The organism is Nocardioides jishulii, assembly GCF_006007965.1.
GTDB classification, from domain to species: Bacteria; Actinomycetota; Actinomycetes; order Propionibacteriales; family Nocardioidaceae; genus Nocardioides; species Nocardioides jishulii.
This window is the reverse complement of the sequence record NZ_CP040748.1, coordinates 1470776-1488793: the sequence shown is the minus strand read 5'-3', so window position 1 is coordinate 1488793 and position 18018 is coordinate 1470776. Positions and strand designations below refer to the sequence as shown.

The following is an 18018-nucleotide window of genomic DNA, read 5'->3' as shown; positions in this document are numbered from 1 at the left end:
CCCCGTCACCCGCGCGCCAGACCGCTCACGATCCGGCGGGGCCACAGCGGTCCCTCGTAGACGAAGGCGGTGTAGCCCTGGAGCAGGGTGGCACCGGCCTCGAGTCGAGCACGGGCGTCCTCGACCGTGGTGATGCCGCCGACGCCGACCAGCGTCATGTCCGGCCCCACCCGTTCGCGCAGCAGACGCATGACCGCGAGCGAACGCTGGGTCAGGGGACGACCCGACAGGCCACCGGCGCCGACCTCGGCGACCTTCGCCGGGTCGGAGCGCAGGGCGTCACGACTGATCGTGGTGTTGGTCGCGATGATCCCGTCGAGGCCGACTGCGCCGGCCATGTCGGCGACCGCCACGACGTCCTCGTCGCTGAGGTCGGGGGCGATCTTGACCAGCAGCGGGACGCGGCGCTCCCCCGTCACCTCGTCGGCGCGCCGGCGTACGGCCCGCAGCAGCGGCTCGAGCTTCTCGACGGCCTGGAGGTCACGCAGTCCGGGCGTGTTGGGCGAGGAGACGTTGACCACCAGGTAGTCGGCGTGGGGGGCGAGCAGGCCCGTCGACTTCTCGTAGTCGGCGATGGCGTCGGACTCCGGGACGACCTTGGTCTTGCCGATGTTGACGCCCAGCACGACGTCGGACACCTTGCCGGAGGCAGTACGCGCGGCGAGCCGACGGGCGACCGCCTCGGCGCCGTCGTTGTTGAAGCCCATCCGGTTGATGATCGCGCGGTCCTCCGGCAGGCGGAAGAGCCGCGGGGTCGGGTTGCCGGGCTGCGGCTCCCCGGTCACCGTGCCGATCTCCACGTGGCCGAACCCGAGGGCCGCCAGTGCGTCGACACCGACGGCGTTCTTGTCGAAACCGGCGGCCAGGCCCAGGACGTGCGGGAACCGGATGCCCATGGCCTCGACCGGCTCGCCCAGCTGCGCGGTGCCCGCGCCGACCATCCGCTGCGTGAGCGGGCGGGCGGCGCGGACAGCGGCGAACGCCTTGTGGTGGATCCACTCGGGATCCGTGCGCGTGAAGACCTGGGTGAAGAGCTGGTCGTACGCCTTGCCTGCGAGGCCCCCCACGCCGGTCATCCGGCCGTGGGACGGGTGATCGCGGCCCACTCCTGGAGGGAGCGGACCCCGATGTCACCGCTGCGCAGGGCAGCGATGCCCTGGACCGCGGCTGCGGCGCCCTGGACCGTGGTGATGCAGGGGGTGCCGGTGAGTACGGCGGCAGCGCGGATCTCGTACCCGTCGTGGCGCGCGCCGGTGGCGGAGCCGTTCGGGGTGTTGACGATCAGGTCGATCTCACCGTCCTGGATCATGCCCACGATGGTCTTCTCACCGTCCGGGCCGATGCCCGAGGAGTGCTTGCGCACCACGGTGGAGGTGATGCCGTTGCGACGCAGCACCTCGGCCGTGCCTTCGGTGGCCAGCAGCTCGAAGCCGTAGTCGGCCAGGACGCGGGCCGGGAAGATCATCGTGCGCTTGTCGCGGTTGGCGATCGAGATGAACACCTTGCCCTCGACCGGCAGCGGACCGAACGAGCCGGCCTGCGCCTTGGCGAACGCGGTGCCGAAGTCGGCGTCGAAGCCCATGACCTCACCGGTCGACTTCATCTCCGGGCCCAGCACCGTGTCGACGAACTGGCCGTCATGGGTGCGGAAGCGGTTGAACGGGAGGACCGCCTCCTTGACCGCGACCGGGGAGTCGGCAGGCAGCAGGCCACCGTCGCCGGTCGCCGGGAGCAGGCCCTCGGCCCGCAGCTCGGCGATCGAAGCACCGAGCATGACCCGGGAGGCCGCCTTGGCCAGCGAGGTGCCGGTGGCCTTCGAGACGAACGGGACCGTGCGCGAGGCGCGCGGGTTGGCCTCGATGACGTAGAGGACGTCGGCGCCGATGGCGAACTGGATGTTGATCAGGCCGCGCACCCCGACCCCGGAGGCGATCGCCTCGGTGGCCGTGCGGATGCGCTCGATCTCGCTGCGTCCCAGGGTGATCGGCGGCAGCGCGCAGGAGGAGTCACCGGAGTGGATGCCGGCTTCCTCGATGTGCTCCATCACGCCGCCGAGGAAGAGCTCCTCGCCGTCGTACAGGGCGTCGACGTCGATCTCCACGGCGTCGTCGATGAACCGGTCGATCAGGACTGGCCGCTCCTCGCTGATCAGCTCGGTGGCGGCCTCGAGGTAGGTCTCCAGCGTGTCGTCGGAGTAGACGATCTGCATGCCGCGACCGCCCAGGACGTACGACGGGCGGACCAGGACCGGGTAGCCGATCTCGTGGGCGATGGCGCGAGCGTCCTCGAACGAGACCGCCGTGCCGTGCTTCGGTGCGGTGAGCCCCGCATCGGCCAGGATGCGGCCGAAGGCGCCGCGCTCCTCGGCCAGGTCGATCGCCTCGGGGCTGGTGCCCACGATCGTGACCCCGGCGTCCTGCAGGCCCTGGGCCAGACCCAGTGGGGTCTGTCCGCCCAGCGTCGCCACGACGCCCGCGATCGGGCCTGCGGCGCGCTCGGCCTCGACGATCTCGAGCACGTCCTCCAGGGTGAGCGGCTCGAAGTAGAGCCGGTCGGCGGTGTCGTAGTCGGTCGAGACGGTCTCGGGGTTGCAGTTGACCATGATGGTCTCGTAGCCGGCCTTCGACAGCTCCTGAGCGGCGTGCACGCAGGAGTAGTCGAACTCGATGCCCTGGCCGATCCGGTTGGGTCCCGACCCGAGGATGATCACTGCCTCGCGCTCGCGGGGAGCGACCTCGCTCTCCTCGTCGTACGAGGAGTAGTAGTACGGCGTCCGGGCCTCGAACTCGGCCGCGCAGGTGTCGACCGTCTTGTAGACCGGGCGTACGCCGAGCGAGTGGCGCAGCGCGCGCACCTCGGCCTCGCCCAGTCCTCGGATCTGGGCGACCTGGGCGTCGGACAGACCGTGGCGCTTGGCCAGGCGCAAGGTGGCTGCGTCGAGCTCCTCGGCGCCGGCGACCGCCTGGGCCACCTCGTTGACCAGGAAGAGCTGGTCGACGTACCAGGGGTCGATCTTGGTGGCGTCGAAGATCTCCTCGGGCGTGGCGCCGGCGCGGATGGCCAGCATCAGCTTCTGGATGCGGCCGTCGTGGGGACGCTTGACGTCCTCCAGGATGGCGTCCTTGTCGCCGGGCTCGCCGCTCCACGAGAACTGCGAGCCCTTCGACTCCATCGAGCGCAGGGCCTTGTTGAGGGCCTCGGAGAAGTTGCGCCCGATCGCCATCGCCTCACCGACCGACTTCATGTGGGTGGTCAGCGTGGAGTCGGCGGTGGGGAACTTCTCGAAGGCGAAGCGCGGGACCTTCACCACGACGTAGTCGAGCGTCGGCTCGAAGGAGGCTGCGGTCGAGCCCTGCGGCCCCGAGGTGATGTCGTTCTCGATCTCGTCGAGGGTGTAGCCGATCGCGACCTTGGCGGCGATCTTCGCGATCGGGTAGCCGGTCGCCTTCGACGCCAGGGCCGAGGAGCGCGAGACGCGCGGGTTCATCTCGATGACGATGACGCGCCCGTTCTCCGGGTTGACCGCGTACTGGATGTTGCAGCCACCGGTGTCGACGCCGACCTCGCGGATGACGGCGATCGCCAGGTCGCGCAGGTGCTGGTACTCGCGGTCGGTGAGCGTCATCGCTGGGGCGACGGTGATCGAGTCACCGGTGTGGACGCCGACCGGGTCGAAGTTCTCGATCGAGCAGATGATGACGACGTTGTCGTTCTTGTCGCGCATCACCTCCAGCTCGTACTCCTTCCACCCGAGGATCGACTCCTCGATGAGGACCTCGGTCGTCGGGGAGGCCGAGAGGCCGGCGCCGGCGATCCGGTGCAGGTCGTCGGCGTCGAAGGCGATGCCCGAGCCGAGTCCACCCATGGTGAAGGACGGACGGATGACGACGGGGAAGCCGAGCTCCTCGGTGGCCTTCTCGACCTCTTCCATCGAGTGGCAGACGAAGGAGCGGCAGACCTCGCCACCGACCTTGCGCACGATGTCGTTGAAGAGCTCGCGGTTCTCGCCGCGGTGGATGGCCTCGAACGAGGCCCCGATCATCTCGACGTCGTACTTGGCCAGGACGCCGTTCTCGTGCAGCGCGGTGGCCGTGTTGAGGGCGGTCTGCCCACCGAGGGTCGGCAGGATCGCGTCGGGCCGCTCCTTGGCGATGACCTTCTCGACGAACTCCGGGGTGATCGGCTCGACGTAGGTGGCGTCGGCGAACTCCGGGTCGGTCATGATCGTGGCCGGGTTGGAGTTGACGAGGATGACCCGCAGGCCCTCCTCCTTGAGGATGCGGCAAGCCTGGGTGCCCGAGTAGTCGAACTCGCAGGCCTGACCGATGACGATCGGGCCCGAGCCGATGACGAGGACGGACTTGATGTCTTCACGCTTCGGCATGGATCAGGCCTCCTGGGTGGTGCTGGCGGCCATCAGGTCGCAGAAACGGTCGAACAGGTACGAGGCGTCGTGCGGACCGGCCGCCGCCTCGGGGTGGTACTGCACCGAGAACGACCTGAGCTGGCCCGCGGCGTCGCGGAGCTCCAGCCCCTCGACCACGTCGTCGTTGAGGCAGACGTGCGAGACCGTCGCGGTGCCGTACGGGGTCTCGGTGGCGGCGTCCAGCGGGGCGTCGACGGCGAAACCGTGGTTGTGCGCGGTGACCTCGACCTTGCCGGTGGTGCGGTCCATCACCGGCTGGTTGATGCCGCGGTGGCCGTACTTCAGCTTGTAGGTGCCGAAGCCCAGGGCCCGGCCGAAGAGCTGGTTGCCGAAGCAGATGCCGAAGTAGGGCAGCTCCCGGGCGAGCGCGTCCTGCAGGAGCGCGACCTGGGCGGTCGTCGCAGCCGGGTCGCCCGGGCCGTTGGAGAAGAAGAGGCCGTCGGGGCTGACCGCGAGGACGTCGTCGATCGAGGCGTCGGCGGGCAGCACGTGCACCTCGATGCCGCGCTCGGCCATCATCCGCGGCGTGTTCGCCTTGAGGCCGAGGTCCACGGCGGCGACGGTGAAGCGCTTCTCGCCCACCGCGGGCACGACGTACGCCTGAGCAGTGGTGACGGCCTCGGAGAGGTTGGCTCCGGTCATCTCGGCGGATGCCTTGACCTTCTCCAGCAGCACGTCCGGGTCGGTGTCGAGGGTCGAGATGCCGACGCGCATCGCCCCCCGCTCGCGCAGGTGACGGGTGAGCGCTCGGGTGTCGATGCCGGAGATGCCGACGACGCCCTGCTCGCGCAACGAGTCGTCGAGCGTGCGCTGCGAGCGCCAGTTCGAGGGCACGCGGGCGGGGTCGCGCACGACGTAGCCGGCGACCCAGATGCGCGAGGACTCCGGGTCCTCGTCGTTCATCCCGGTGTTGCCGACGTGCGGGGCCGTCATGACGACGACCTGACGGTGGTACGACGGGTCGGTCAACGTCTCCTGGTAACCGGTCATGCCGGTCGAGAAGACGGCCTCGCCGAAGGTCTCACCCTCGGCACCGAAGGACTCACCGTGGAAGACGCGTCCGTCCTCGAGGACGAGGAGCGCGGACTTGGGGGCATGCAGAGGCACGCCTGACCTCCTTCTCCGCCTCACAGGACGGATCGTTAAAGGATGTGTGAGCGTCTCGAACCTTACCAGCGAGGAGCCGCTCCCCCGACGTCGACACCGCCCTTGGACCGTGCCGGGGCGCGCAACCGGCCAGGACGTGCCAAGGTGGACATGTGCAGATCGTCACCACGGAGGAACTCGTCCATCGCGCCCAGGCTCTCGGGCCCGGGGAACAACGGGTGGTGGCCAGTGGCAACTTCGCCACGCCCAGCACCGTCCTCGCCCCACTGCTGGGAGCGCTGGAACGGGTCAGGCTCCACGCGCTCAACCAGCAACCGGGCCTCGAGCTGCACGAAGGTGTCGTGCCCGAGACCTGCTTCGTGGGGCCGGGCGTACGCCGCCACCCTCGCCTCTCCTACGTGCCGGCACGCCTGTCGACCGTGCCGACGCTCTTCTCCCGAGCCCTTCCTCCCGACGTGGTGGTCGTCCACACGACGCTCCCCCGCGAGGGGAAGGTCTCCCTGGGCCTGGAGGTCAACATCCTCCCCGCGGCGATCGAGGCGGCCCGCGCTCGTGGCGCCCTGGTGGTGGCGCAGATGAACCCGCGCATGCCGTGGACCTTCGGGGACGCCGAGATCGACCTCGCGGCCGTCGACCTGGGTGTCGAGGTCGACGAGCCGCTCGCCTCCCACACCACCGCACCGCCCGGCGACGACGCGATCCAGATCGGCGCCCGGGTCGCTCGCGAGGTGCGGGACGGCTCGACCCTTCAGGCCGGGATCGGCGAGGTGCCCGACGCGACGATGGCCCGGTTGACCGATCGACAGGACCTGCGCATCTGGACCGAGATGTTCTCCGACGGGGTGCTCGCGCTCGAACGCCGCGGCGTCCTCGACCGTGACGTGGAGATCGTCTCCTCGTTCATCTTCGGCAGCGAGGAGCTGTACGCCTGGCTCGACCGCAACCCTCGAGTGCGGATGCGGCGTACGGAGGTGACCAACGCTCCGGCGCTGATCGCCCAGCAGCCGGCGATGACGTCGATCAACACGGCGCTGCAGGTCGACCTCTTCGACCAGGCCAACGCCTCACGGATCAAGGCCCGGATCTACAGCGGGTTCGGTGGTCAGACCGACTTCACGGTCGGGGCGACGCACTCCTCCGGCGGACAGGCCTTCATGGCGCTGCGCAGCTGGCACCCGCGCGCCGACGTCTCCACCATCGTGCCGCTCGTCGACGAGCCGGTCACGTCCTTCCAGCACAGCGCGGTGGTGACCGAGCAAGGGCTGGCCCAGCTCTCCGGGCGCAGCGAGAAGGAGCAGGCCGCCAACCTGATCACCCAGGCCGCGCACCCCGACGTCCGCGACGAGCTGTGGGAGGAGGCGGGCAACCTCGGCCTCGCCTGACTCCCCCGCAGAGCGACGGGGCCTCAGAGCGACGCGACGTGTTCCACCAGCTGCGCGAGGAGGTCGTACGTGCCCTGGTCGGTGTCGTTGCCCATCCCGATGATCGCGGTGTCCACCCCGACCTCGGCCAGCGAGCCGAGCTTGTCGACGGCCTGCTCGAGCGACATCGTCTCCTCGCCCGAGGCGACCTTCTCGCCACTGCGCTCGCTGAGGCTGATCCGGGTGAGCACGGTCTTGCGGATCTCGTCGTAGTCGCGTCCCTCCGCCTCGCAGTGCTGGCGGAGCACCCCCAGCTTCTGGGCCACGAAGTCGGGGCCGCCGTCGAAGATGTTGGTCGCGTCGGCGTACTTGGCCACGTAGCGGAGCGTCTTGCGCTCCCCCACCCCGCCGATCAGGATCGGCGGCGTACGCACGGGCTGCGGCACGTTGAGCGGGCGCGGCGCGGTGAACCCCTCACCCACGAAGGGAGAGTCGTCGCCGGACCACATCTGACGCGACAGGCGCAGTGTGTCCTCGAGCCGGACGAAGCGTTCGGCGGTGGGCGGGAAGTCGAGGCCGTAGCCGCGGTTCTCCTCCTCGAACCACGCAGCGCCGATGCCCAGCCAGGCGCGCCCGCCGGAGAGGACGTCCAGTGTCGTGACGGTCTTCACCAACAGCGCGGGGTTGCGCACCGTCGCCGCGGTGACCATGGCGCCGAGCTCGATGCGAGAGGTGACGCCGGCGGCGAAGCCCAGGGTCGTGTAGGCCTCCAGCATCTCCTCCTCCGGCGGACCGATCTGGGCGATCTGCCAGAAGTGGTCCATCACCCAGAGGCTCTCGACGCCGGCGGCCTCCGACCACCGTGCCATCGAGGCGAAGGTGGGGCCGATGGAGCCCGGCGACCCCGGCCAGGTGAAACGGGCGACCTGCTGTCCGATGCGCATGGGCCCATCCTGCCCACCCCGCGGCGCACGGACCACCCCAGCGGGAACGGGCGTACGCCGGGGGTTCAGGCCGGGTTCGAGCCGGATTCAGGCCAGGGCGCCGTCGCGCACGGTCACCTTGCCACCGAAGACGGTGTGCACCACGCGCGAGGTCAGCTCGTGGCCGTGCCACGGGTTGTTGCGCGACAGCGAGACCGAGGCGGCCCGGTCGACGGTGACGCGCGCCGTCGGGTCGACCAACGTGACGTGGGCGGCCTCACCGGGAGCCAGCTGACCGCCATGGTCGTCGAGGCCGGCGATCCGTGCCGGGGTGCGCGACATGACGCGGGCAATGTCGTTCCAGTCGAAGTCGTCGTCCATCGCGGTGCGTACGACCCCGAGCGCGGTCTCCAGGCCGAGCATGCCGAAGGCGGCGTCGACGAAGGCGTGCTCCTTGTCATGGCGGGCGTGCGGCGCGTGGTCGGTGGCGACCGCGTCGATGGTGCCGTCGGCCAGGGCCTCGCGCAGGGCGAGCACGTCCTCGGTGGGGCGCAGCGGCGGGTTGACCTTGTAGACCGGGTCGTAGCCGACGAGCAGGTCGGTGGTGAGGACCAGGTGGTGCGGCGTCACCTCGCAGGTGACGTCGATGCCCTGCGCCTTGGCCCAGCGGATCACGTCGATGGAGCCTGCCGAGGAGACGTGGGCGACGTGGACGCGCGAGCCGGTGTGCTTGGCCAGCATCACGTCGCGGGCCACGATGACCTCCTCCGCGATGCCCGGCCAGCCGGCCAGTCCGAGACGACCGGAGACCTCGCCCTCGTGGCAGCACGCGCCCGGGCCGGCCAGGGCAGGGTCCTGCGAGTGCTGCGAGACCACGCCACCGAAGGCCTTCACGTACTCCAGTGCCCGGCGCATCACGCGGGCGTCGTGCACGCACTTGCCGTCGTCGGAGAAGACCCGGACCCGAGCGGCGGAGCGAGCCATCAGACCGAGCTCGGCGAGCTCCTCGCCGGCCAGTCCCTTGGTCACGGCGCCCACCGGCTGCACGTCGACCAGCCCGGCCTCGCGGCCGAGCTCCCAGACCCGCAAGGCCGCCTCGGCGGTGTCGGTGACCGGGGTGGTGTTCGCCATGGCGAGCACGGCGGTGTAGCCACCCACGGCAGCGGCCTGCGACCCGGTGAGCACCGTCTCGGCGTCCTCCCGACCGGGCTGGCGCAGGTGCGTGTGCAGGTCGACGAGGCCCGGCAGCGCGACGAGTCCGTCAGCGTCCAAGGTCTCCACGCCCGCAGGCGCCTGCGACGCGGCGTCGCTGCCGACGGCAGCGATGCGACCGTCGACCACGAGCAGGTCAGAGGTCTCGGTGCCGAACAGCGCGGCCCCCTTGATCAGCAGGCTCACGCGCTGGACTCCTCTCCGGCAAGCAGGTGGTAGAGCACGGCCATCCGCACGGCGAGTCCGGCGGAGACCTGGTCGAGGATGGCCGACTGGGCCGCGTCGGCGGCGTCGGCGGCGATCTCGAGGCCCCGGTTCATGGGGCCGGGGTGGCAGATCGGCACGTCAGGGTGGAGCGTCGCCAGACGGTCACGCGTCAGGCCGTAGCCGACCGTGTACTCGCGCGCCGTCGGGAAGTAGCCGCCCGACATGCGCTCGCGCTGCACCCGCAGCATCATCACCGCGTCGGCGTGCGGCAGCACCTCGTCGACGTCGTACGAGGTCGCGAAGCCCGCGCTCTCGGACCACGGCCCGACCCCACTCGGCATCAGGGTCGGCGGAGCGACGACCGTGACCTCGGCCCCGAGCTTGGTGAGGCACTGGACGTTGGAGCGGAAGACCCGGCTGTGCGTCAGGTCGCCGATGATCGCAACGTGCTTGCCCTCGAGCGAGCCGAGCCGGCGCTGGAGCGTGTAGGCGTCGAGCAGTGCTTGGGTGGGGTGCTCGTGCATGCCGTCACCCGCATTGACGACGCTCGCGTCGACCCAGCCCGCGACCTGCTGGGCAGCCCCGCTGGCGGGGTGGCGGACGACGAGGCCGTCGACACCCATGGCGCAGACCGTCAGCACCGTGTCGCGCAGGCTCTCACCCTTGGAGGTGGAGGAACCCTTCGCGGAGATGTTGATGACGTCGGCGGAGAGCCACTTCCCGGCGATCTCGAAGCTGGAGCGTGTGCGGGTGGAGTCCTCGAAGAACATGTTGACCACGGTCCGGCCACGCAGGGCCGGCAGCTTCTTGACCGAACGGTGCTGGACGTCGTGCATGTCACCGGCGGTCGCGAAGATCTCCTGGATCTGGTCGACCGAGAGGTCGTCGATCGAGAGCAGGTGCTTCACGAGATGGTCACCTCGTCGTCTCCGTCGATCTCCTCGACCCGGACGCTGACGCGTTCGCTGCGGGCGCTGGGCAGGTTCTTGCCGACGTGGTCGGCGCGGATGGGGAGCTCGCGGTGGCCGCGGTCGACCAGGACGGCGAGGCGCACGGCAGCCGGCCGTCCGAGGTCGGCGAGGGCGTCGAGGGCGGCACGGATCGTGCGGCCCGAGAAGAGCACGTCATCGACGAGCACCACGACCTTGCCGTCGATCCCGGTGGCCGGGATCTCGGTACGGTGCGAGGGCCGCGTGGGCTGCGAGCGCAGGTCGTCGCGGTAGAGGGTGACGTCGAGCTCTCCGACGGCCACCTCCACGCCTTCGACGGCGGCGATGCGCTCAGCGATGCGACGGGCCAACGGCACGCCGCGGGTCTGCAGCCCCAGCAGGACGAGGTCGCTCGTGACGCGGTTGCGCTCGAGGATCTCGTGGGAGATGCGGGTGAGGGCCCGGGAGACGTCGCGGGCGTCGAGCACGGTGCGAGGCGCTGCCTCGGGACTTCCGGCGGTGGGGGCATCAGTCATGGCTGTTGCCGGACCTCCTTCTCCGCCTCACGGGACGGCTAGTTAAAGGATGTCGATCTCGCCGGAGACTACCAGCGCACCACACGCGGGTCCGCGCCCCGGCTCACCTCCGACCGGGACGCGGGCGCCAAGAGCTCGACCTCAGCGGTCGAGGTGCCGGGCGCGGGCGAAGCAGAAGAGTCCGTAGCAGGCGATCCCTGCCGCGATGACGCAGAGCAGCCACGGGCCGAAGGGCTGCTCCAGGACGGTGCTCAGGGCGTCGCCCAACCCCTGGTCCTTCTTGCCCTGGTGGGTCCACCCGGCGTGCGCAACCAGGATGCCGACGATGCCGGTGGACACCCCCTTGGCGATGTGGCCCACCTTGCCGAACCACCGGTACACCTTGCCGGTGTCTCCCACCCGACCTTCCTGGTCGAGGTGCTCCAGGAACTTGTCGCTCCATCCCCGGTGGACGAGGTAGGCGCCGTAGCCGATCACCGCCATCCCGGCCAGGACCACGAGCCACTGCCCGCCGGGCCAGTTCATGACGGTCGCCGTCATGGACTTGCCCTTGCCGCCACCCGCCCCGATGGCGGTCTTGAACGCCGAGAAGGCCAGCGCCGCATAGAGGGCGGCCTTGCCCGCAGCTGCGGCGCGCTTGCCCCACCCCTTGGCGTCGTCAGAACCGTCGTTCGAGTCGTCGTCGCCGAGCACGGCGTCCAGGAGGCGCCACGCCACGAGCAGGACCAGGCCGACGGCCAGGACCCAGAGGGCGAACCGGCCGAAGGGGTGGGACGCGAGCTCGTGGAAGGCGCCACCGCTGGAGGCCTCGCGGCCACCGTTGCCGAAGGCCAGCTGCACCGCGAGCCACGCCACGAGCAGGTGGACCACCCCGTACGCGACGAGTCCGGCGCGCGCGAGGTGGTCCATCCAACGACTGCGGTGGGCCTGTTCAGCCTGCCCCTTGACCGTGTGGGCGACGGAGTCCATGTTCACGGCGGCAGCCTGCCCACGAACGAGCCACCTCAACCAGCGTCACTCCACGGTGGCCGGGACGGTCGTGGTCACTTCTCCAGGATGGCGACCACGCCCTGGCCTCCAGCGGCGCAGATCGAGATCAGGCCACGGCCGGAACCCTTGGCGTCCAGCAGCTTGGCGAGCACCGGCACGATGCGTCCACCAGTGGCCGCGAACGGGTGCGCGGCGGCCAACGACGAGCCGTTGACGTTGAGCTTGTCGCGGTCGATCTCGCCCAGGGGGGCGTCCAGGCCGAGTCGCTCGGAGCAGAAGACGGGCGACTCCCACGCCTTCAGCGTCGACAGGACCTGCGAGGCGAAGGCCTCGTGGATCTCGTAGTAGTCGAAGTCCTGGAGCTTCAGGCCCTCGCGCTCCAGCATCCGCGGCACGGCGTACGCCGGCGCCATCAGGAGGCCTTCGTTGCCGTTGACGTAGTCGACCGCGGCGGTCTCGTAGGCGGTGAGGTAGGCCAGCACGGGAAGCCCGCGCTCAGCGGCCCACTCCTCGGAGGCGAGGAGCACGACGGAGGCGCCGTCGGAGAGCGGGGTCGAGTTGCCGGCCGTCATGGTGGCGGCGGCTCCCTTGCCGAAGACGGGCTTAAGCTTCGCCAGCTTCTCCACCGTGGAGTCGGCGCGCATGTTGGTGTCGCGCTCGACACCGCGGAAGGGCGTGACGAGGTCGTCCTGGAAGCCCTCCTCCCACGAGCGGGCGAGGTTCTGGTGGGAGCGGGCCGCGAGCTCGTCCTGCTCCTCGCGGCTGATCTTCCACTCGAGGGTGGTGAGGGCCTGGTGCTCACCCATCGACAGCCGGGTGCGGGGCTCGGAGTTCTGGGGCACCTCGAGGCCGATGTCGCCCGGGCGGATCTGGCCGAGGGCCAGGAGCTTGGACTTCGTGTCCTTGGCGGTGTTGACCTTCATCAACTTCTTGCGCAGCTTGTCGCTGATGGCGACCGGTGCGTCGGAGGTGGTGTCCGAACCGCCCGCGATGCCGACGTCGATCTGGCCGAGCGCGATCTTGTTCGCGACCTGGATGACCGCCTGGAGCCCGGTGCCACAGGCCTGCTGGATGTCGGTCGCCGGCGTCTCGGGGCTGAGCTTCGAGCCCAGCACGCTCTCCCGGGTGAGGTTGAAGTCGCGGGCGTGCTTGAGCACGGCCCCGGCCACGACCTCACCCACGCGCTCGCCCTCGAGGCCGAAGCGGGCGACCAGCCCGTCGATGGCGGCGGTGAGCATCTCCTGGTTGGAGACACCCGCGTAGACGGTGTTGGACCGGGCGAAGGGGATCCGGTTGCCGCCGATGATGGCAACGCGGCGGGTCTGGGCCTGCATCACGTGACTCCTGTCGCAGTCTCTGGGGTCTCAGTCTTTTGACTTCACAGTCTTGTGCTTGTGCTTCACAGTCTCTTGTCTCAGCCTTGCGCTCTCCAAGGCCGTCACACATGGTGGACGTATCGGGTCGAACTGTGAGTTACACCTACAGTTACACACTGTGCGTGACCGCTCCGCGGTGTCCATGGTCGGGCCGCGTGCCTCGTGTCCTGCACCCCACATCCAACGCCACACTCTCGTCGGAGGTCCACCCCCATGAGCGACAAGTACCAGGGCTTCGTCTCCTCGCCCGTCGGCAAGTTCCTCGTCAAGAACCTCGGACTTCCGAGCCCGACCCGCCTCGAACGCTGGTCGGAGGGCGCTCCCTTCGTGGACGGCACCGTGCTGGTCGGTGGCACGGGGCGCCTCGTCCCCCAGCTCCTCGCCCAGCTCAAGGAGCTCGAGGTCACCGCGACCGACCAGGACGCCGAGGGCGCGACGTACAAGGGTCTGGTCTTCGACGCCACCGGCCTGGAGTCACCCCAGGCCCTCGTCGCGCTGCGCGACTTCTTCACCCCCCTCATGCGCCGACTGACGTCGTGCCCGCGAGTGGTCGTGCTGGGCACCCCGCCGGAGCTGCTCGAGGGTGACGCCCGGATCGCCCAGCGCGCGCTGGAGGGCTTCACACGCTCGCTCGGCAAGGAGATCGGCCGCGGCGGCACCGCCCAGCTGGTCTACGTCGCCCCGGGCGCGGAGCGGGCCGCGGACTCCACCCTCTCCTTCTTCCTCTCCCCCAAGTCGGCCTACGTCTCGGGCCAGGTGGTGCGGATCGGCCTCGGCGGTCGTACGTCGGCCGGCGACGTCACCGACCTGCGTCGGCCGCTGGAGGGCAAGGTCGCCCTCGTCACCGGTGCCAGCCGCGGCATCGGCGAGCAGATCGCCCGGGTGCTGCACCGTGACGGCGCCACCGTGGTCGGCGTCGACGTGCCGCAGGCCGCCAGCGAGCTCGTCACCCTGATGGCCGAGCTCGACGGTGACCACCTCGCGCTCGACATCACCCACCCCGATGCGGCCCAGCGGATCGCCCACCACCTGGCCACCGAGCACGGCGGCGTCGACGTGGTCGTGCACAACGCCGGCATCACCCGCGACAAGAAGCTCGCCAACATGGCTGAGGACCGGTGGGACAGCGTCATCGCCGTCAATCTCACCGCGCCCGCGACGATCACCCGTGAGCTGCTCGCCCAGCGCGTCATCAACCCCAACGGCCGCGTCATCGGCGTCTCGTCGATCGCCGGTATCGCCGGCAACGTGGGCCAGACCAACTACGCCGCCTCCAAGGCGGGCGTCATCGGGTGGGTCCAGGACCTGGCCGACGACCTGACCGACGGCATCACCGTCAACGCCGTCGCCCCCGGCTTCATCATCACGGCGATGACCGCTGCCGTCCCGTTCGCCACCCGCGAGGTGGGTCAGCGCCTCAACGCCATGTCGCAGGGCGGCCTGCCGGTCGACGTCGCCGAGACGATCGCCTGGTACGCCTCCCCCGGCTCGACCGCGGTCAACGGCAACGTGGTCCGCGTCTGCGGCCAGATGATGCTCGGAGCCTGAGATGAGCGCCCTGGCCCAGCTGGGGAAGGCGGCACTGCCGTCGCTCCCCGTCGTCAACCAGCTGCCCGGCATCCGCAAGGTGAGGCCGGAGGAGTTCTCCGGCGTCACCGTGCGCACCCCGGCCGCGCCCATAGACCCCGCCCACGTGGCGCGGTACGCCGAGGTCTGCGGCTTCCCGCGCAAGGACACGGCCCCGGTCACCTACCCGCACCTGCTGACGTTCGATGCTCAGATGGAGGTCATGGCCAGTCCCGACTTCCCGTGGGCGCCCATGGGCAGCGTGCACCTGGAGAACACGATCACCTCGCACCGCCCCGTCGCGACTGACGAGGTCCTGGGCGTGGAGGTCTCCGTGACCACGACGCGCCCCCACGCCAAGGGCACGGTGGTCGACTTCGTGTCGACCGTCACCTCGGGCAGCGACGTGGTGTGGGAGTCGGTCTCGGCCTACCTGGTCCGTGGGCGCGGGAGCGAGGACGCTCCGCCCTCGATGTCGTTCGAGACCCCCGAGGGCCGGATCCAGTGGCGCCTGGACGAGGGCGCGGGCCGACGCTACGGCGCGGTCTCCGGCGACCTCAACCCGATCCACCTCTACCCGTGGACGGCCAGGGCGCTCGGCTTCAAGCGGCAGATCGCCCACGGCATGTGGACCCTGGCCCGCTGCGTCGCAGCGATCGAGAACCGGCTGCCCGACGCCGTGACGATCGAGGCCGCCTTCAAGAAGCCGATCTTCCTTCCGAGCACCGTGGCCTACGGTGTCAACGGCAGCCGTGAGGACTGGCGCTTCGCCCTGCGCAACCCACGGGACGGCTCACCGCACGTCCTCGGACGCGCGACCGCACGCTGATCGTCCACCCTGAGGCGCTCCGCTGAGCGCACCCTGAGGCGTCAGCGGGCGCGGCCGTACCGCACCGTCTGCACGCGCGGAGCAGCCTTGGGGGCTGTCACGACCCGCTTGCTGAAGGTCGCGTTGGCGGGCGTCCAGGTGCCCACGTCGGTCAGGCCGTCGCCGTCCCAGTCGGCAGCGAGCGGGATGTCGCCCGCCACGCCGTGACGCACTGTGGTCGTCACGGGCTTGGCGGCGCGCGTACGCAGCGTGAAGGTGGCGGTGGCGCGGTCGAAGACGCCCACGTCGGTCAGGCCGTCGCCGTCCCAGTCCCCCGTGACCGGCAGGTCGCCCGGCTTGCCGAGCTTGATGCTCGTCGTGCTGCCGCTGGCGCTGCGGAGCACGAAGGTGCTCGTCGCCGGCCGGTGCACGCCGACCTCCCACACGCCGTCGCCGTTCCAGTCCCCCGCCACCGGGCGGTCGCCCCGCTGGCCGAAGGTGATCGAGAAGAATCCGGCCTCGCCCGGCAGGGTGAAGCGCCGGGTGGCAGGGGCGAACGACCCGACCGACTGCAGTCCTTCGCCGGTCCAGTCCCCGAGGATCGGCTCGTCGTACGCCTGCCCGACGGACAGCAGGCGGGTCTTGCCGTCTGCGCGACGCACGTGCACCTGCCCGCCCGCGTCGCGACGGAAGACCGCCACCTGGGCGCCGTCGCCCTCGAAGATGGTGCCGGCCAGCGGGACGTCGACGCAGTTGGTGGAGGTGGAGGTGCCGTAGACGTACTTCGCCCGGTTCAGCCAGGGGGCGACGACCGTCTTGCCGACCTTCTGCTCGTAGTGCAGGTGGGGGCCCGAGCTGTTGCCGCTGGTGCCGAGCTGGCCGATCAGGGCTCCTTGGTCGACCCAGGTGCCGACGACCACGTGCGCGTGCTGCAGGTGGGCGTAGACGGTGGTCTCACCGTTGCCGTGCTCGAGGACGACATAGCGTCCGTAGCCGGAGGTGCTGGTGTTGTTCGAGGTGATCACGCGACCAGGGGCCGAGGCGACGACCGGCTGACCCAGGTCGTTGGGGGCGTTGAAGTCGATCGAGTGGGCGCTGGGCGAGTGGTGCGAGCGGGTGCTCCCGGTCCAGGACTGGCCGCACACGAACGGCATGTGGAAGGGCGTGACCGGCACGGGCGTCTTCGCCGCCGCCTTCTTCGCCGCCGCCTTCTTCGCCGCGGCTGCCTTCTTGGCTGCTGCCCTCTTCGCCGCCGCCTTCTTCTTCGCCGCCGCCTTCTTCTTCGCCGCGGCCTTCTTCTTCGCTGCGGCCTTCTTCACCGCGGCCTTCTTCGCTGCGGCCTTCCTCGCTGCGGCCTTCTTCGTGGCTGCCTTGGTGGCCGCCGCCATCGGCGTGGCGGTGGCCGCCGGGCCCGTCACCGCACCAGGCGACGCGGCAGCACCCGCCCCCGGAGCGGCATCAGCGGCGTACGCAGGCCCACCCATCCCGAAGCCGGATGTCACCAGCAGGGCGCTGAGCGCCAGACCCGTCAGGCGAAGACCTCGGGACGTCGGCACAGCGGCACCACCTAGGGACGAAGGACGACGCCACTCCTGCCCGACGAGCCCCGCTCGCCACACCAGAAACAGGCGTCACAACAGAGCCCACAGTAAACACGCACGGCGTGTCTGTCCCCAAATGTCTAGAACTACAACGATGTAGTGCTATAGGCGCCCGCCTCAGCCGATGCGTCGGATCAGCCCTTCCTGGGCCACGGTGGCGACGAGCTCCCCCGCCTGCGAGAAGACGCGCGCGATCGCGAGCCCGCGGCCTCCGGACGCCGACGGAGACGCCTGGTCGTAGAGCCACCAGTCGTCGGCGCGCAGGGGCCGGTGGAACCAGATGGTGTGGTCGAGCGAGGCCGGCTGGAGCTTGGGAGAGTTGATGTGGATGCCGTGGGGCACGAGCGTGGCGCCGATCAGCGTCAGGTCTGAGGCGTACGTGAACGCTGCCTTCTGGATCACCGGGTCGTCCGGGAGCTCTCCCCCCACGCGCACCCACAGCCGGGCCTGCGCAGGCGTGGCGGGATCGACCTCGAGCCCTCGCCCCGACATGCCCATGTGTCGCATGTCGAGCCCGGCCCACTCGTGCTGCCAGTGGCGCAGGTCCTCCTCGCTGCGGGCAGCCGCCAGGTCGGCCAGGGAGAGCCCTTCGTCCGGCGTGCCCACGGAGGGCATCCGGTCGCTGTGCTCGTAGCCGTCCTCGGGCTTCTGGAAGCTCGTCGTCTGGGAGTAGATCTCGCGCCCGTGCTGCCTGGCCACGACACGGCGGGTCTCGAAGGAGCGCCCGTCACGGATGCGCTGCACCTGGTAGATGATCGGCACCCGCGTGTCACCCGGGCGCAGGAAGTACGAGTGGAGGGAGTGGAGCTCGAACTCCGGGTCCGCGCTGCGCGAGGCGGCCACCAGCGCCTGGCCGGCCACCTGGCCACCGAAGACGCGCTGCCGATCGGTCTCCGGCTGGGCCCCGCGGTAGAGGTCGACGTCGAGCTGCTCCAGCTCCAGCAGTGCGAGCAGCTTCTCCACGCTCCCAGCCACG

14 protein-coding genes are annotated in these 18018 nt (G+C 70.3%); 3 read left to right on the top strand and 11 right to left on the bottom strand.

What is annotated here, in order from left to right; translation table 11 throughout:
- Positions 1–5 precede the first annotated feature (5 nt).
- The 3 genes from FCL41_RS06965 to carA are packed head-to-tail and all read right to left on the bottom strand — an operon-like array spanning position 6 to position 5533.
- The gene (locus FCL41_RS06965; RefSeq protein ID WP_137066788.1) at positions 6–1076 is read right to left on the bottom strand and encodes a quinone-dependent dihydroorotate dehydrogenase; all 1071 of its coding nucleotides are present in this window, start codon (positions 1074–1076) and stop codon (positions 6–8) included.
- The gene (carB, locus tag FCL41_RS06960) at positions 1073–4384 is read right to left on the bottom strand and encodes a carbamoyl-phosphate synthase large subunit (RefSeq protein WP_137066787.1); all 3312 of its coding nucleotides are present in this window, start codon (positions 4382–4384) and stop codon (positions 1073–1075) included. The genes FCL41_RS06965 and carB overlap by 4 nt, the downstream gene beginning before the upstream one ends.
- Positions 4385–4387: 3 nt before the next feature.
- Complete coding sequence (gene carA / locus FCL41_RS06955) at positions 4388–5533, bottom strand: glutamine-hydrolyzing carbamoyl-phosphate synthase small subunit (RefSeq protein WP_137066786.1); 1146 nt, start codon at positions 5531–5533, stop codon at positions 4388–4390.
- Positions 5534–5685: 152 nt separating this feature from the next.
- On the opposite strand from carA, the gene FCL41_RS06950 reads away from it, so the two are divergent.
- Positions 5686–6915, top strand: a complete 1230-nt coding sequence (locus FCL41_RS06950; protein WP_137066785.1) for an acetyl-CoA hydrolase/transferase family protein — start codon at positions 5686–5688, stop codon at positions 6913–6915.
- A gap of 23 nt (positions 6916–6938) precedes the next feature.
- Here FCL41_RS06950 and FCL41_RS06945 read toward each other — a convergent pair whose 3' ends face one another.
- The 6 genes from FCL41_RS06945 to FCL41_RS06920 all read right to left on the bottom strand — a co-directional run bounded on the left by FCL41_RS06945 (position 6939) and on the right by FCL41_RS06920 (position 13025).
- On the bottom strand, positions 6939–7838 hold the full coding sequence (locus FCL41_RS06945) for an LLM class F420-dependent oxidoreductase (protein WP_137066784.1): 900 nt from the start codon (positions 7836–7838) through the stop codon (positions 6939–6941).
- Between the two features lie 87 nt (positions 7839–7925).
- Positions 7926–9215 carry a dihydroorotase gene (locus FCL41_RS06940; protein ID WP_137066783.1) on the bottom strand — a complete coding sequence of 430 codons (1290 nt, stop codon included), beginning with the start codon at positions 9213–9215 and terminating at the stop codon, positions 7926–7928.
- Complete coding sequence (locus tag FCL41_RS06935; protein WP_137066782.1) at positions 9212–10144, bottom strand: aspartate carbamoyltransferase catalytic subunit; 933 nt, start codon at positions 10142–10144, stop codon at positions 9212–9214. Before FCL41_RS06935 ends, FCL41_RS06940 begins: the two co-directional genes overlap by 4 nt.
- Entirely contained in the window at positions 10141–10701 is a 561-nt protein-coding gene (gene pyrR / locus FCL41_RS06930) for a bifunctional pyr operon transcriptional regulator/uracil phosphoribosyltransferase PyrR (RefSeq protein ID WP_137066781.1), read from the bottom strand. The genes FCL41_RS06935 and pyrR overlap by 4 nt, the downstream gene beginning before the upstream one ends.
- Before the next feature lie 141 nt (positions 10702–10842).
- Positions 10843–11670: a DUF1206 domain-containing protein gene (locus tag FCL41_RS06925; protein ID WP_239021858.1), complete on the bottom strand. Its 828-nt coding sequence runs from the start codon at positions 11668–11670 to the stop codon at positions 10843–10845.
- Between the two features lie 74 nt (positions 11671–11744).
- Positions 11745–13025 carry an acetyl-CoA C-acetyltransferase gene (locus FCL41_RS06920; RefSeq protein WP_137066779.1) on the bottom strand — a complete coding sequence of 427 codons (1281 nt, stop codon included), beginning with the start codon at positions 13023–13025 and terminating at the stop codon, positions 11745–11747.
- Positions 13026–13280: 255 nt separating this feature from the next.
- Between FCL41_RS06920 and FCL41_RS06915 the strand changes: the two genes are divergently transcribed.
- Together FCL41_RS06915 and FCL41_RS06910 are read left to right on the top strand one after the other, a co-directional pair.
- Positions 13281–14615 carry a 3-oxoacyl-ACP reductase gene (locus tag FCL41_RS06915; RefSeq protein WP_137066778.1) on the top strand — a complete coding sequence of 445 codons (1335 nt, stop codon included), beginning with the start codon at positions 13281–13283 and terminating at the stop codon, positions 14613–14615.
- 1 nt (position 14616) lies between these two features.
- Positions 14617–15462: a MaoC/PaaZ C-terminal domain-containing protein gene (locus FCL41_RS06910; protein ID WP_137066777.1), complete on the top strand. Its 846-nt coding sequence runs from the start codon at positions 14617–14619 to the stop codon at positions 15460–15462.
- 41 nt (positions 15463–15503) lie between these two features.
- Here the strand turns inward: FCL41_RS06910 and FCL41_RS06905 are convergent, their stop codons facing one another.
- The gene (locus tag FCL41_RS06905; protein ID WP_137066776.1) at positions 15504–16997 is read right to left on the bottom strand and encodes a VCBS repeat domain-containing M23 family metallopeptidase; all 1494 of its coding nucleotides are present in this window, start codon (positions 16995–16997) and stop codon (positions 15504–15506) included.
- A 162-nt stretch (positions 16998–17159) separates the two neighbouring features.
- Complete coding sequence (locus tag FCL41_RS06900; protein WP_137066775.1) at positions 17160–18017, bottom strand: acyl-CoA thioesterase; 858 nt, start codon at positions 18015–18017, stop codon at positions 17160–17162.
- Position 18018 lies beyond the last annotated feature (1 nt).

Bases quoted from the DNA above. Each gene is read 5' to 3' on its own strand.
- FCL41_RS06965 (WP_137066788.1), bottom strand. From the start codon at position 1,076: ATGACCGGCGTGGGGGGCCTCGCAGGCAAGGCGTACGACCAGCTCTTC.
- carB (WP_137066787.1), bottom strand. From the start codon at position 4,384: ATGCCGAAGCGTGAAGACATCAAGTCCGTCCTCGTCATCGGCTCGGGC.
- FCL41_RS06945 (WP_137066784.1), bottom strand. From the start codon at position 7,838: ATGCGCATCGGACAGCAGGTCGCCCGTTTCACCTGGCCGGGGTCGCCG.
- pyrR (WP_137066781.1), bottom strand. From the start codon at position 10,701: ATGACTGATGCCCCCACCGCCGGAAGTCCCGAGGCAGCGCCTCGCACC.
- FCL41_RS06925 (WP_239021858.1), bottom strand. From the start codon at position 11,670: ATGGACTCCGTCGCCCACACGGTCAAGGGGCAGGCTGAACAGGCCCAC.
- FCL41_RS06920 (WP_137066779.1), bottom strand. From the start codon at position 13,025: ATGCAGGCCCAGACCCGCCGCGTTGCCATCATCGGCGGCAACCGGATC.
- FCL41_RS06915 (WP_137066778.1), top strand. From the start codon at position 13,281: ATGAGCGACAAGTACCAGGGCTTCGTCTCCTCGCCCGTCGGCAAGTTC.
- FCL41_RS06910 (WP_137066777.1), top strand. From the start codon at position 14,617: ATGAGCGCCCTGGCCCAGCTGGGGAAGGCGGCACTGCCGTCGCTCCCC.